Origin of the sequence: Brevibacillus sp. BD137 (assembly GCF_041644655.1) — a bacterium.
GTDB lineage: Bacteria > Bacillota > Bacilli > Brevibacillales > Brevibacillaceae > Brevibacillus > Brevibacillus brevis_D.
This window is the reverse complement of the sequence record NZ_JAOTNO010000019.1, coordinates 38,412-51,618: the sequence shown is the minus strand read 5'-3', so window position 1 is coordinate 51,618 and position 13,207 is coordinate 38,412. Positions and strand designations below refer to the sequence as shown.

Here is a 13,207-nt window from a genome sequence, read left to right as displayed (position 1 = left end):
ACAAATACGGTCAGTGATGCTTCCTTCTCCAGCCAAAATGAAAAACCCCTTTCTTACACGCTGCCAGAAAGGGGCTTTTCGCTACTACATGTGGATGCTGTCAAATCGAGATGAAAAATCAGCTCTTCGCCATACTCGCCCGCAAATCTCCATCCTTGATCGACTAGCCCCGCCTTTTTATACAGTTGGATCGCGGGCGTATTCGTATGATGAACCGTCAACACGATTTCATCTCGCTCCGGGTAATGCTCTCTCGCGATGTCAGCCAAGCCCTGGAATACTCGCAAGGCGTAGCCCTTCTTTTGATGGCGGGAATCGATCGAAAATGATTTGAAAATAATCGCCTGGTCATTTGGTGTGTAGGGATTGCCTGTGTATGGTGTGAATAAGGCAAAACAGCCGATTAAATGGCCTTCGTCGAAAACTACATAGGGCTTATAACCAGGATTGTTTTGAGTTGCTTCGATCACATCGACTGGAATAGATGTGTAGATCGCTTGTTCTTGTGGCAAATCGTAAGCCATGATTGAAGGGTAGTCGCTTTTTTCGTACGGTCTGATAATGAACATCTTGGTTCCTTTCTCTTCTTACGGAGAAATTAGCGGCAGCTTGGTATGATCTGTAAGCACCAGACTGCCACCGCCCCGAAATTGATTCATTTACACGGCATTTGATTTCTGCTCCCCTATTTTCTGATGCAGCTTTTCGAACGCCAATGCCAGCTCTTCCTTCGGGATCATCGCATACCGATCGCCAATACTTACCTCATAGGAGCTAGAAGATTCGTCATCATGTCTGACATAATGCGTGAAGCCAATTCCTGTCTCTTCACTAAGTGAGACCATGATACGCTCGAGCTCTTCCTTCGGCAAATTTGCGTGAACATGAAACATGTTGGACACAGGCACGGTCGGTCTCGTGGATATCCCCTGGCATTGATTGTAGAGTGCCGCCAGCTCTTTTGCATGCTCGTAATATTGACTGAATTTATGCTTTCTCTGCTCAAAATGGTATTCTGCCGTGACAATATACGGGTACAAACTAATCAGGTCCCCGCCATGGCGTCTTTTCCATACCTTCGATTGCTTCGTGAAGTCTTCATCCCCAGCCAGGATCGCCCCGGCAATTCCGCCTATCCCTTTGTAAAAGGAAACGTACACGCTATCGAACAATGCGCATACCTCCTCGGCTGTCTTCTGGTAATACGGCAGGATTTCCAAAAGCCGGGCACCATCCAGATGCAGGCGAATTCCTTTTTCCCGACAATAACAGGAGATCGCCTCCAAATTCTCATACGCGGGCAGCTGTCCGCCAATCTCACGCTGTGGCAATTCCAGCAACAGGCACGCGATATCGTCGTCCATGTCGAGAACATCGTCCAATTCAATCACGCTGTTTTTATCCGCCAGCAAGACAGCCTCGATTTGATGTAGCTCCTTGAGCCCATCCTCCTCGTGGATCTCCAAGTGGCACAGCGGATGATAGGCGACCTTTTTGATTCCCTTCTCATCGCACCAGATGCGTAACGCGATTTGTTGGGCCATCGTACCGCTCGGAAAGAACACGGCAGACTCTTTGCCCAAATATTCGGCCATCTTGCGCTGGAAATTCTCGATGAGTTCGCCTGTTCCGTACATATCGCCCTCCACATTCCCATCCACCCTGGACAGGACCTGCTGCAATTGATGGAGGTCTCTCTTGCTGTGCCCGGCGATTGGATAAGTGGTCTTTTTAAATACTTCTCGCAAGGTTTTCGTCTCGTTCATCTTGGCAGGGCTCCTTTTTCTAATCTTCAATCGCTTGATAGGCAGTGGTCCAGAAATCAAGGAAAGCACCAGGTGGTTGTGGTGAATCCATCAGACGCTGCGTCAGGAGAATGCCAATCATTTCTTCCTGCGGATCTGTGTAGGCTGACGTTCCGAAACCACCGTCCCAGCCAAATCGCCCAGGCACTGTCCACAGATCATAACGACTGATGTTTACCGCCATTCCGAAGCCCCAGCTACTATGTCCACCGAAGAAAACATGGAAATCAGCCTTCTGTTGTGCTGTCAGATGATCCATTGTCATCAGCTCTACGGATGGACGGGACAAAATGCGCTCGCGTCCGTAACGTCCCTTGCCCAGCATCATCTGGCAAAACGCCAAATAGTCGTCCACGGTGGAGACAAGCCCTCCCCCACCTGACTGGAAAACCGGCGGCTTGCTCCACTGACCCGTTTTTGGATCATCGTGAACCTTCAGTCCTCCATTGGTGGAATCACGCATGTAGCTCGGTGGCAGCCTATCCAGCTTTTCCGCCGGAACATGAAATCCGGTATCCTTCATGCCGAGCGGCTCAAAAATACGTTCCTGTAGAAATGCTTCAAACGATTGTCCGGTTATGCGTGAAATAAGTACACCCAGGACATCGGATCCGATATGATACGCCCATGATTCTCCCGGTTGGTGGATCAGTGGCAAGCTCTCGAACTGCTTCATCCATTCATCTGGTGATTTTGTAGGGAGGTCCGGTCCAGGGGCGAATCCGTTTTCTGCCATGGCGCGCTGAATGGGGTACACGTCCGGAGGAGCCATGATGTATCCGAACCCAAGCTGAAAGGTAAGCAAATCACGGAGCGTAATTGGACGCTTGGCTGGTACCGTGTCATCCAACGGACTATCGATTCTACGCAACACCTGACGCTGACTCAGTTCTGGCAGCCATCGATCTACACTCTCATCCAGCCGCACCCGACATTCCTCCACCAAAATCATGGCGGCTACTGCAACAATCGGCTTCGTCATGGAAGCGATGCGAAAAATCGTGTCACGCCGCATCGGTTCACCGCCCTCCAGTGATTGCATGCCAATCGCATCGACATGCACCTCACCTTTACGATAAACCAGTGAGACCAGTCCTGGCAGTTCTCCGCGCTCGACATAGCCACTCAGCCTGTCATGCATGCGTCCGAGCCTGTCTAGTGAAAATGCTCCCTTACTCATCCTTTAACCCCTCCGTCCCGTTTGTAAAAACTATCATGGAAGTGGTCGTTATTCTCAGATGCTGATGCTTCTTACTTCTAAAGATATCACATTTCACAAGCAGCTCATGTCGTTTGTTGTTTGACGTACAGTTGGCGATATTCACTCGGGGTCTTACCCGTCATTTTTTTAAACAATGTGATAAAATACGGCGTATTCGGCATTCCTACCAATTGCGCCACATCCGCGATCTGGTTGTTCGAATGAGCCAGCAGCTCTCGCGCCCTTTCTATCCGCTTTTTCTGGATGTACTCCACGGGCGTCATATCCATGAGTCGTTTAAACGTTCGCTGCAAATGAAACGGACTGCCATGGCACATATCAGCCAAATGCTCCAACGTCAGCTTTTCGTTATAATGAGAATCAATATACTGTGTAATTTGTGCCACCCACTCACGATCAGGCAACCTCTCTCCCGTGGGCTTGCAACGTTTACATGGCCGAAATTCTTCCCGCAGGGCTTGGCTTGCATTTTGGAAAACCCGCACATTCTCCCTCTTCGGTGGCTTCGACTTGCATGACGGTCTACAAAAGATCTTCGTCGTTTTTACCGCATAAAAAAATTGATCATCGTAAGACACATCGTTATGAATAATAGCCTGCCATCGCTCATCGGTTACCCGTTCCTCCAACACATGTCATCTCCTTTGCCATAGCTGCCATCGAATCGCTTGCTCTTACCGACAGTATACCCCCACACTACATGATCCGTACTGCTAGAAAGATTAAAATAGCAAGATAACGAAATGACAGCTCCGCTTATCTTGGTATAAAACTAGGAGGAAGTCAGACAGGAGGTTTTCATATGACAAGCGGTCTATCCCACTCGGCTTGGGTCGATAATAGAGATGAAATCATTTTGTCCGTACCTACGGAATTTAGTTTTCCGCAAAATCTTCACTACTTGTCCAGAGCATCCAACGAATGCATGTTTCACATTCGAAACGGGCGCCTCTACAAAGCCATCCCGATGGAACAAGATTCACAAGTGGTCGAAATTCACGCAGAGAATAATCAAGGATTGACTGTGCGTTTTCTCAGCCCTTCACTTCCCAATGAAAAAGTACGAACAGAAGTAGCACGCTATGTGCGAGACTGGTTCGATCTGGACAGGGATCTCGTTCCGTTTTATGAGCTTGCCGCAGGGGATGCTCTTCTAAAGCAGGCCGTTGAAAAGTTTTACGGGCTGCGGACCATGGGTATTCCCGACCTATTTGAAGCACTCAGTTGGGGAATCATTGGACAACAAATTAACCTAACCTACGCGTACACGCTTAAACGACGGTTGGTAGAGACATTCGGAAGACGGGTAGAATTCGAAGGAGAGACGTATTGGCTTTTTCCCACTGCAGAAAAAATCGCCGGATTATCCGTCACTGATCTGGATGGATTGCGCATGACGACCAAGAAATGCGAGTATTTGATTGACGTCGCACAACTCATCGTTGAAGGGAAACTATCGAAAGAGCTATTATGGGACGGAGGAGATTATCAAACCGCGGAGAAACGATTGACCAGTATCCGCGGGATTGGACCGTGGACGGCCAATTATGTGCTCATGCGCTGTCTGCGAATGCCCTCTGCTTTTCCTATTGATGATGTCGGCCTGCACAATGCGATCAAATTTTTACTAGACAAAGAAAAAAAGCCGACAAAAGCAGAAATACGAGAGCTGTCCAAGACTTGGACGAATTGGGAGTCGTACGCTACTTTTTATTTATGGCGTTTTCTTTATTAAACTAAGGAGGTTCTATCCTATGCTAAAAATAGGTTCGCACGTATCATTCTCCGGTAAAGGACTGCTGAATGCCGCCCAAGAAGCAGCCACCTACGGCTCGAGTACCTTTATGATCTACACGGGTGCGCCGCAAAACACCCGCCGCAAGCCGATCGAGGACCAGTACATTACGGAAGGCAAAGAGGTAATGGCGAAGCAGGGCGTGGATGAAATTGTGGTACATGCCCCGTACATTATTAACTTGGGCTCTTACAAGGACGATACCTATGAGCTCGCTGTCCGCTTTCTGCAAGAAGAGATTCGCCGGACCGACTACATTGGTGTCAAAAATATCGTGCTGCACCCTGGTGCTTACACTGACAAAGATGCGGAGTACGGCATCGCCCGAATCGCGGAAGGCTTGAATGAGGTTTTGACAGGCATTAAAGACACTGATGTAAAAATCGCGTTGGAGACTATGGCGGGCAAAGGGACGGAAATCGGTCGCAGCTTTGAGGAAATCGCGGCCATCATCGAGAAAGTAGAAGACAATAACAGACTGACCGTCTGCATGGATACTTGCCACATTCACGACGCTGGCTATGATATCGTCAACGACTTCGATGGCGTCTTGGAACAGTTTGACCGGACAATCGGCTTGGATCGTCTCGCCGTCGTTCACTTGAATGACAGCAAAAACTTCCGCGGGGCAGGCAAAGACCGCCATGCGCCAATTGGTGCGGGACTCATTGGCTTTGATGCGATGAATTACATCGTGAACCACGAGAAAATCCGCCACCTGCCGCTTGTACTGGAGACACCTTGGATCAGCAAGGAAAAAGGCAACGAGCGTCCGATGTACGAAGCAGAAATCGCCCTCCTGCGCGGGGAAGTGGACAAGCGCTTCGGCAACGAATTCATGGATCATGTGGAGCGCCTCGATTTCTTTTTCCGCAAACAAGATGTCACCAGACGCGAGTATGTAGTTGGGATTTGGGAGCTGCTCAAAAACGACGCGAAGGCAAAGAAAGCCGATGGTCGTGAGCCGATGGAGCGTCTGTACGATATGGTGAAGGAAGCGAGACTGTTCCCAGAGCTAACCGAAGAACAGATCAACCACCGTTTGACTGCCTACTTCGCGATTCCGAAATACTCGTAAGGTAAGAACACTACTTGTAGGCTGACCGTGGCTTCCTCCTTTTGGAGTGAAAACGTCATATGACCAATAGAGGGGGAGCCATATGCCTACACCGAAAAAGCCAGCACCTCAAGATGCTGACTCTGCCAAAACATACACCCTGCTCGGAGCTGATCGTTCCTTTTATCAAAGTGATACTCCGGGTACATTGGGGGGCTATCGACCACGCAAAATATACGGCCGACTGGATTGCCCCTCTGCCATCAGAGCTATTACGCGAGGCGGTTATGTCCGTCATCGCGTATTTTTTGCGGATGAAGCTACTGCTATTGCTGCGGGGTATCGACCTTGCGCTGTTTGTTTTCGGGAGAAATATTTGTTGTGGAAAGCGCTGCGAGCGTAGATTTAAAGAGTCTTTCCATTTCGTTCATTTCCTCGCTTGAAATTCCCTGTGATTTTCGCGAGGTGTAATTGTACCGTTTTGTCATCTTCCGCTGCCTTTATTTTATCCAGAAATCTTTCCGCTTCCTTCCCCTTTAACGTTTTTACCAGCTTCCCTTGATAGTCGATGAATACCGTCTGATCTTTTGCTACTCGATAGTGAAAGGGATTTTCGTCTAAACGATTTCTTTTATCAATCCGGCTCATTTGCCAGCCTCCTGGTCTCTCTATAGAACACCTGCGGGGATTCGAAAGAGTACATAGTTGCCCGTCCACATTTGTGAGGTAATGATTAGCTTCTCTTTCCCCCGTTCAAAAAAGTATCCGGCCCCATCTTGTTGGATAAAGGTCCAGCCTTTTTCTGTCACCGCTCGTTTCATCGCTTCTGCCGCTGAAGCCTCATTCGCTTGCGGCCCATACCCATACCAATCGACGTTTTTCTCCGTTGTCAATTTGACGATAGTTCCCGTGTTTTCGCCCAACAGCTCCGTCACTTCTCTTTTGGACTTGGAGTCGAATGGTAATGCAGGATGCCAGATCAGAGAAACATATGCGATCATGATGAAACAAAAACCCAAGAAGAATAGGAGGAACAGAACTTTCGCTCGCTTGTTCATGCCCATGCAACTACTCCTCTTCTTCAAAAATAGCAACAGGACGCGCCCATCCCGCACTTGCTCCCTTTACTTTTACAGGGAACACAGAAACGGTAAACCCGTAGGGCCTCGGCAATTGCTCCAAATTCGCCAGCTTTTCAATTTGGCAATACTCCTTCTCTTTTCCCACATAGTGAGCTGCCCATAAAACGCCATCGCGCGGATTTTGTTTATAATCAGCGGCTTGAACGGAAAACGGGATATCCCATCCCCACCCATCGGTTCCCATGACCTTGATTCCTTGATCGATCAACCAATGTGTCGCTTCGGCGGATACTCCCGCATGTGATTGAAAATAGTGCGCTTCATAGTATCGTTTATCCGCGTCGGTCCTGATCAGGACAATATCGAACGGTTTCAGTTCGTATTCAATTAGGGCGAGCTTCTGTTTCACATCCTTCACCGTAATTTCATAGCCAGACGGCTTTTCACTAAAATCAAGCAGGACACCATCTCCGTAGAACCACTCCAACGGCAACTGATCAATCGTTTTCGCTGGCTCTCCCTCTGAAGTAGGCCAGTAATGCCAAGGAGCATCGACATGTGTCCCTGTATGTGTCGTGAGTGTCACTGTTTCACTCGCCCAAGCCTTCTGTTCGGGAAAATCCGTTGGTTGCAATCCGAAATACTGGGCGGCTTGGACAGCCCCTTCTTCATGACTATTGTATTGAATCTCAGGTGGGAACGGTTCTTTTGCCAGACGATCAAGAGGCACACTCAGATCAATGAACCGACGTGCTTTTCTATTCATAGCAGGATTCCCTTCTTTCTCCCTTTGAGTTTTCTGTATTTTCAATCAATCCTACTGTACTACCTGCCTTCCACCATCGTCAAATGAACATAGCAAAAGGCCAGTACCTCATCGTCTATACAGGTACTGGCCTTCTTCATGGGGATTCTATGGGAATTTGTACTTCTATATACGTATCGCCCCCATGTGGGGATTGCAGATAGTTTTCTCTGCCTGGCTGATCTTTTTTGATCCGGTATTGATTGCGCTCTATCCATTTTGCCAAGTCAATACAGGCCGTAGAAGGAACGAATGGCTCTACGCGTTGGACCAGGGTGGCCATCATCGGCTCCTCTGGCAGCATACGTACTTCCAGCTTGTCGGATGGCAAGGCAATGTCCTGTTTGAGTACATAGCCGATCTCTAATTCGAATGCCGTCTCGTCTCTCTCCGACTCTTTCCACAAAACGATGGAGGAAAGCATCCCTCTCTGCTGCTTGCCTGCATAATGAGCCAGCTGATCAAAAAGCATCGGAATCTCTTCCACCGTCCCTTCTGAACGGAATGAAACAACTTTTTGGGCTTCGACTTGTTTAAAGACAACCTCTTGTTCTATGTAACCCTTTTGCTCGATCGACAACAGACGCTCCTTGATTCGATTCAATCGTGCTTGCTCCTCCTCAAGTAGCCGTTCCATCTCCCTTTCTTTCTGCCTGAATATGCCTTGTAGTTGGTCTATGGACATTTCTTCATGCAGCAATTGCTGAATTTGTTGCAACGTAAATCCCAAGTCCTTGTACATGAGGATTCGATTGAGCGTAACCAATTGCTCTGCTGCATAAAACCGATAGCCAGTCTCTTTGTCGATATCCGCTGGCTTTAAAATGCCAATTTGGTCATAAAAACGAAGCGTTTTTAGGGACACTCTGCTCAATCGGGAAAATTCACTGATCTTAAACATGGAAAAACCTCACTCTATCGTCCCCTTGACTTTCCCCTGTACGGGAACGTTTATAGTTGAAAACAATCATGCTTAGAAAAGGAGCAATGCGAAATGGATTACGACATTTTTCACTTGGGAGAGGTTCGCTTGCAGTCAGGAGTGACACTACCGCATGCATTTATTGCTTACAAAACGTACGGCACGCTCAACGCAACCAAGGATAACGTCATTATATTTCCTACATCGTTTGGAGACCAGCATTACCAAAACGAATGGCTTATCGGGGAAGATAAGGCTTTGAACCCGAATCAATATTTTATCATCATTCCCAACATGCTCGGCAACGGGCTATCGTCCTCCCCGAGCAACACGGCAAGCCCGTATGATCAGTCCCATTTTCCACACGTTACGATCTACGATAATGTCGCAGTTCAGCATCGACTCATTACGGAGAGGTTTGGCATCAAAAAAATTGCGCTGGCAACTGGCTGGTCGATGGGGGCCATCCAGGCTTTTCATTGGGCGGCGCTCTACCCAGATATGGTCGAAAGATTGGCTCCTTTTGCCGGAACCGCAAAAACATGGCCGCATAACATCGTCTTGATCGAAGGCATCCGAGCAGCATTGCAAGCCGATGTAACTTGGAATAACGGGCAGTATACAGCGCCTCCCGAGGTGGGCTTACGTACCTTGGGCCGCGTTTATGCGAGTTGGGGGTTTTCACAGCCATTTTACCGAGAGGAATGCTATAAAGCTTTGGGCTATGAGACACTTTCCGAATTTATCTCGGGATTTTGGGAGGAGAGCTTTGTTCCTTCGGATGCAAATGACTTGCTGGCGATGATGTGGACGTGGCAGCATGCCGACATTAGCCAAAATGATAGGTACAAGGGAGACTTTGAGACAGCCTTACGAAGCATCCAGGCACGAACGGTTGTGATGCCCGTACGGACTGATTTGTATTTCACGCCAGAAGACAGTGAATATGAGACGAAGCACATCCCTAACGCTACCTTTAAGCCGATTGAATCAATCTGGGGTCACTTGGCTGGGTTTGGACTTAACCCAGTCGATACCGCTTTTATTAATAACACGTTAAAAGAACTGTTGGGAACGAACTGAAAATACGAAGTAGAGGGACACCTATAATGGTGCCCTTCCTTATCATTTTGCCAAGAGTGACTCGACGGATTCAGCTATATCTTCCGGCAGAAACTTTCGAACTACTTCAAGAGTATGGCTAATCTTTTCACACTGTTCATCCTTTAATCGCAGGTAGAACCTTCTATTATATCCATACAGCCAATACTCGACATGCAGGATTGCATCATCGCGTATTTCTTTTTCCTGCACAGCACATGCCCGTAATAATAATGAAATACTGTCCGCCTTGTTCATCTTCGAAAATAAGAAGAGAATGTTTTTCTTCACATGAAGGCCCACATCTTTTTCAAGCATCTCCCAGAGCATGTCCGTATGACGAAGCTCTACTCGATCCGCTAGTATTTGTCTTGCTTCACGGGATGCGCTTCGTTTATTGGTTTGTAGCGCGCGGATAAAAACTTCAATGTGATCATCCGGATTCAGCATAGCGAGTGCCTTCACGGCTGCTCTTTGTATTCGTTCATTTTCATGGCGCAAAAACGGGAGAATCGATTGATCATGTACTTTCACACCCGTTTCTCCTACTCCCACAATCGCTATTGATATCACCTGCTCCTCGGCATCTATCAATTTCCCCCGATAGAAGGCAACGAGATCGATCTTCTTGTCCCTCAAATAAAATCGGGCCATTTCGCGGATGGATTTATGTCCATCAAGCAGAGCAGCAAGCAACGCATCCGTCGCTTCTTCAGGTAAGCGATCCACATAAGCTTGTAGGGCTAGTTGGCGAATCGAAGGAAAAACGTCACGGCGAATTCGATCGAGCCATTTTCGCAGACGCTCATTGTCGTCCTGCTTGCACAGATACCTAACCGTCTGGAGCCTGATCATGGCATCCTTCTGAATCAAAGCCGCTGCAATGACTTCATCTGGATCGATATCACGTAGGTTGAGTGCCAAATCAAAGCAAAATCGCCGAACAATCGGGTCCCTTGAGCGAAAACCACTGCGTAACACGTCCCGATTATCTGGATGACGAAACATTGCGTCGATCTCCTCTAGGAAATCGGAAAACTTTTCACGGTTATAGTAGGCGGACAAATGCTTCAACAAAAAAATCGATTCGAGAAAGTGTTTCACATAATTGGGACGGAATCTCACCTTGCACGCCTTAAACGCCAGATAACGAATTTTGGGCTGCCAATCATTCAAGCGGATTAATAAAAATGGAAGCTCCGCACCCGTAACCTGTTTTAACAACACTTCAATTGCTGCTTCCCTTACATATCCATTTCGATGAAAGCTGCAAATTCCGATGAAGCTAAGGTCTGCCTCATCGTTTATCGAAAAGTTCCGGATATCCTCCGGCAACAATTCATGCCACGCTGCCAACTGGTTTCTATTTGAATAAGGGGTCAATCTCCGTATGTATTGATCCAAGCCAATGAAATCTTGTCTACGCAGGCGCGAGGTTATTTGATGGACAGCCGCAAGCGTTGCTTTTCGTACTTCTTCTCCTTTCTCCAAGGCAAATGGTAATAGAAAGGTCAGAGTGATCATGCTGCCCATCTTGCCCAAGGAGTGGAGAATTTCTACTTTTCTTTCGTCCGATCTATACAATTCCTCAAGAAGCCCTTGTTCTTTCGGCGTCAATTGCTTCATGTCGATCCTCCTCTTTATCCTATGAATCAGACTGTATCAAATAAGTGCTCAAATAAAATGCGTGCAAGCCCTAAATCGTTTCACATAAAATGAAGTGGAGAAAAAAGGAGGGATTTCCAAATGGCCTCATTAATTTATCATGTTGCCGTATCGTTAGACAATTTCATTGCCGATCAAGCCATGATGGACGGAAATATCGACAGCACACTCTTTTTATTTGATGGAGAACATGTACCGGACTTTTTATCTGAAATTCAGGAATATGATGCTGTGCTTATGGGCGCCAAAACCTACGAGTTTGGGTTCAAATTTGGTGCCAAGCCGGGCGAACCAGGCTATAAGGGAATCAAGCATTATATTTTCTCAAACGCCATGCAGTTTGAATCCAATGCAGAAGTCGAGCTAGTCAAAGGCGATGCCATCGAATTTATCAGGAATCTCAAACAGCAAGAAAACGGCAAGCTATGGCTATGTGGGGGCGGTGAATTGGCAGGAGCGTTACTGGCGCATCAACTGATTGATCAATTAGTGCTGAAAGTGAATCCGGTGATGGTCGGTGAAGGTGTCCCGCTATTTGGAAGTGCGAAGCCACGTCTCAAACTCGAGTTAGTGGACATGAAACAGTACGCGAACGGCGTTACGAAGCCTACTTACAACATTGTTTATATATAATCTTGCTTACTAAAAAAACGGGACCGCATTATTCGGCCCCGTTTTCTTTTGTGAAATTACAGCGTAATCTTAATGGATTTTGATTACGTTACGTCCTGTAGCTCACGAACTGGAACTTCTGCTGCCAGTTTTGCTATTTCAGGATGGTCCCCAGCTCCAACACGACCGGACAATGATCGCTTCCCATCACCTGTGAGTCAATTCCCGCCCTAAGCAACGACGGAGCCAATCTCTCAGACGCGAGAAAATAATCAATACGCCACCCGATATTCCGCTCTCTCACTTTCGGCATGAAAGACCACCACGTATAGGCATCTGTCTGATCCGGATAAAAATATCGATAGGTATCCACAAACCCAGCTGCCAGCAAGCTCGTCATCTTCTCACGCTCTTCAAGAGTAAACCCGGAATTACCGCGATTGGACTTCGCATTTTTCAAATCAATCTCTTGATGGGCGACATTCAGATCCCCACAAATCACCACGGGCTTCTTCCCATCCAGCTGCAATAAGTAGTTCCGAAACCGCTCCTCCCATTCCAGCCGATAATCCAATCTCGACAAATCACGCTTCGCATTCGGGGTGTATACGGTGACCAAGTAGAAATCCTGGAACTCCAACGTAATGACTCGTCCCTCAGGCTCATGATCTTCTTCCAAGCCGTAACGGACAGATAATGGTTCCCTTTTTGTGAAAACAGCCGTTCCTGAATAACCCTTTTTCTCTGCGTAGTTCCAATATTGATGATACGCCTCGCCGATCTCCATCTCGATTTGACCTTCTTGCAGCTTCGTTTCCTGCAAGCAAAATATATCGGCATTCGCTTCCTTGAAGTACTCGTAAAAACCCTTGTTCACACATGCGCGAAGTCCATTTACATTCCAAGAAATCAATTTCATCGTCGCTAATCTCCTCGTCGCTATTCGTTAGATTCCATGGTACACTATCTTTGTTTTCAATTATAGGAGGTTACGATGATGGACATTGCAATGGGCATCGCATTCATGAGACTTCGTTAAAATCGACAATACCCCATGTAGGCTCAGCCATTTTGAAAAACGGAATGGTATGAGTTTATTTTTGTTTGATTGATTTTAACTAATCATGAATGAGGTGTTTTT

15 protein-coding genes are annotated in these 13,207 nt (G+C 47.4%); 5 read left to right on the top strand and 10 right to left on the bottom strand.

Translation table 11 applies throughout. The features are described 5' to 3' along the window. Nucleotides 1–53: 53 nt before the first annotated feature. From ODZ53_RS27105 to ODZ53_RS27090, 4 genes are all read right to left on the bottom strand, one after another. On the bottom strand, nt 54–569 hold the full coding sequence (locus ODZ53_RS27105; RefSeq protein WP_372681335.1) for a GNAT family N-acetyltransferase: 516 nt from the start codon (nt 567–569) through the stop codon (nt 54–56). 90 nt (nt 570–659) lie between these two features. After that, nucleotides 660–1,766, bottom strand: a complete 1,107-nt coding sequence (locus ODZ53_RS27100; protein WP_372681333.1) for a threonine aldolase family protein — start codon at nt 1,764–1,766, stop codon at nt 660–662. A 19-nt stretch (nt 1,767–1,785) separates the two neighbouring features. Continuing rightward, nucleotides 1,786–2,985, bottom strand: coding sequence for a serine hydrolase domain-containing protein (locus ODZ53_RS27095; protein WP_372681331.1), 1,200 nt, complete (start codon nt 2,983–2,985; stop codon nt 1,786–1,788). Nucleotides 2,986–3,089: 104 nt separating this feature from the next. Further along, nucleotides 3,090–3,659 (bottom strand): bifunctional transcriptional activator/DNA repair enzyme AdaA, encoded by a 570-nt coding sequence (locus tag ODZ53_RS27090; protein WP_199928604.1) that lies wholly within the window; start codon nt 3,657–3,659, stop codon nt 3,090–3,092. A 170-nt stretch (nt 3,660–3,829) separates the two neighbouring features. Between ODZ53_RS27090 and ODZ53_RS27085 the strand changes: the two genes are divergently transcribed. The 3 genes from ODZ53_RS27085 (at nt 3,830) to ODZ53_RS27075 (ending at nt 6,282) form a co-directional block, all read left to right on the top strand. Then, on the top strand, nt 3,830–4,762 hold the full coding sequence (locus ODZ53_RS27085) for a DNA-3-methyladenine glycosylase 2 (RefSeq protein ID WP_372681329.1): 933 nt from the start codon (nt 3,830–3,832) through the stop codon (nt 4,760–4,762). 19 nt (nt 4,763–4,781) lie between these two features. Beyond that, nucleotides 4,782–5,900, top strand: coding sequence for a deoxyribonuclease IV (locus tag ODZ53_RS27080; RefSeq protein WP_016742722.1), 1,119 nt, complete (start codon nt 4,782–4,784; stop codon nt 5,898–5,900). Between the two features lie 82 nt (nt 5,901–5,982). Further along, a complete protein-coding gene (locus tag ODZ53_RS27075; protein WP_372681327.1) occupies nt 5,983–6,282 on the top strand; it encodes an Ada metal-binding domain-containing protein in 300 nt (99 codons plus the stop codon). Between the two features lie 2 nt (nt 6,283–6,284). Here ODZ53_RS27075 and ODZ53_RS27070 read toward each other — a convergent pair whose 3' ends face one another. The 4 genes from ODZ53_RS27070 to ODZ53_RS27055 form a co-directional block, all read right to left on the bottom strand. Beyond that, the gene (locus ODZ53_RS27070; protein ID WP_137031316.1) at nt 6,285–6,527 is read right to left on the bottom strand and encodes a hypothetical protein; all 243 of its coding nucleotides are present in this window, start codon (nt 6,525–6,527) and stop codon (nt 6,285–6,287) included. A 20-nt stretch (nt 6,528–6,547) separates the two neighbouring features. After that, on the bottom strand, nt 6,548–6,937 hold the full coding sequence (locus ODZ53_RS27065; RefSeq protein ID WP_372681325.1) for a hypothetical protein: 390 nt from the start codon (nt 6,935–6,937) through the stop codon (nt 6,548–6,550). 10 nt (nt 6,938–6,947) lie between these two features. Further along, nucleotides 6,948–7,727, bottom strand: a complete 780-nt coding sequence (locus ODZ53_RS27060) for a cyclase family protein (protein WP_372681323.1) — start codon at nt 7,725–7,727, stop codon at nt 6,948–6,950. A 136-nt stretch (nt 7,728–7,863) separates the two neighbouring features. Next, entirely contained in the window at nt 7,864–8,667 is an 804-nt protein-coding gene (locus ODZ53_RS27055; RefSeq protein WP_372681321.1) for a MerR family transcriptional regulator, read from the bottom strand. Between the two features lie 93 nt (nt 8,668–8,760). Here ODZ53_RS27055 and ODZ53_RS27050 point away from each other — a divergent pair, with 93 nt between their 5' ends. After that, entirely contained in the window at nt 8,761–9,771 is a 1,011-nt protein-coding gene (locus tag ODZ53_RS27050; protein WP_372681319.1) for an alpha/beta fold hydrolase, read from the top strand. A gap of 42 nt (nt 9,772–9,813) precedes the next feature. On the opposite strand, the gene ODZ53_RS27045 is transcribed toward ODZ53_RS27050, so the two are convergent. Then, nucleotides 9,814–11,415 carry a HEAT repeat domain-containing protein gene (locus ODZ53_RS27045; protein WP_372681317.1) on the bottom strand — a complete coding sequence of 534 codons (1,602 nt, stop codon included), beginning with the start codon at nt 11,413–11,415 and terminating at the stop codon, nt 9,814–9,816. A 120-nt stretch (nt 11,416–11,535) separates the two neighbouring features. Between ODZ53_RS27045 and ODZ53_RS27040 the strand changes: the two genes are divergently transcribed. Beyond that, a complete protein-coding gene (locus ODZ53_RS27040; RefSeq protein WP_372681315.1) occupies nt 11,536–12,087 on the top strand; it encodes a dihydrofolate reductase family protein in 552 nt (183 codons plus the stop codon). Between the two features lie 133 nt (nt 12,088–12,220). On the opposite strand, the gene ODZ53_RS27035 is transcribed toward ODZ53_RS27040, so the two are convergent. Next, nucleotides 12,221–12,985 carry an exodeoxyribonuclease III gene (locus tag ODZ53_RS27035; RefSeq protein WP_372681313.1) on the bottom strand — a complete coding sequence of 255 codons (765 nt, stop codon included), beginning with the start codon at nt 12,983–12,985 and terminating at the stop codon, nt 12,221–12,223. Between the last annotated feature and the right edge of the window lie 222 nt (nt 12,986–13,207).

What these genes read in the sequence shown, in the direction of transcription:
- ODZ53_RS27055 (WP_372681321.1), bottom strand. Translation starts at nt 8,667, where the DNA reads ATGTTTAAGATCAGTGAATTTTCCCGATTGAGCAGAGTGTCCCTAAAA.
- ODZ53_RS27085 (WP_372681329.1), top strand. Translation starts at nt 3,830, where the DNA reads ATGACAAGCGGTCTATCCCACTCGGCTTGGGTCGATAATAGAGATGAA.
- ODZ53_RS27045 (WP_372681317.1), bottom strand. Translation starts at nt 11,415, where the DNA reads ATGAAGCAATTGACGCCGAAAGAACAAGGGCTTCTTGAGGAATTGTAT.
- ODZ53_RS27070 (WP_137031316.1), bottom strand. Translation starts at nt 6,527, where the DNA reads ATGAGCCGGATTGATAAAAGAAATCGTTTAGACGAAAATCCCTTTCAC.
- ODZ53_RS27040 (WP_372681315.1), top strand. Translation starts at nt 11,536, where the DNA reads ATGGCCTCATTAATTTATCATGTTGCCGTATCGTTAGACAATTTCATT.
- ODZ53_RS27080 (WP_016742722.1), top strand. Translation starts at nt 4,782, where the DNA reads ATGCTAAAAATAGGTTCGCACGTATCATTCTCCGGTAAAGGACTGCTG.
- ODZ53_RS27035 (WP_372681313.1), bottom strand. Translation starts at nt 12,985, where the DNA reads ATGAAATTGATTTCTTGGAATGTAAATGGACTTCGCGCATGTGTGAAC.
- ODZ53_RS27100 (WP_372681333.1), bottom strand. Translation starts at nt 1,766, where the DNA reads ATGAACGAGACGAAAACCTTGCGAGAAGTATTTAAAAAGACCACTTAT.
- ODZ53_RS27095 (WP_372681331.1), bottom strand. Translation starts at nt 2,985, where the DNA reads ATGAGTAAGGGAGCATTTTCACTAGACAGGCTCGGACGCATGCATGAC.
- ODZ53_RS27075 (WP_372681327.1), top strand. Translation starts at nt 5,983, where the DNA reads ATGCCTACACCGAAAAAGCCAGCACCTCAAGATGCTGACTCTGCCAAA.
- ODZ53_RS27105 (WP_372681335.1), bottom strand. Translation starts at nt 569, where the DNA reads ATGTTCATTATCAGACCGTACGAAAAAAGCGACTACCCTTCAATCATG.
- ODZ53_RS27065 (WP_372681325.1), bottom strand. Translation starts at nt 6,937, where the DNA reads ATGAACAAGCGAGCGAAAGTTCTGTTCCTCCTATTCTTCTTGGGTTTT.
- ODZ53_RS27050 (WP_372681319.1), top strand. Translation starts at nt 8,761, where the DNA reads ATGGATTACGACATTTTTCACTTGGGAGAGGTTCGCTTGCAGTCAGGA.
- ODZ53_RS27060 (WP_372681323.1), bottom strand. Translation starts at nt 7,727, where the DNA reads ATGAATAGAAAAGCACGTCGGTTCATTGATCTGAGTGTGCCTCTTGAT.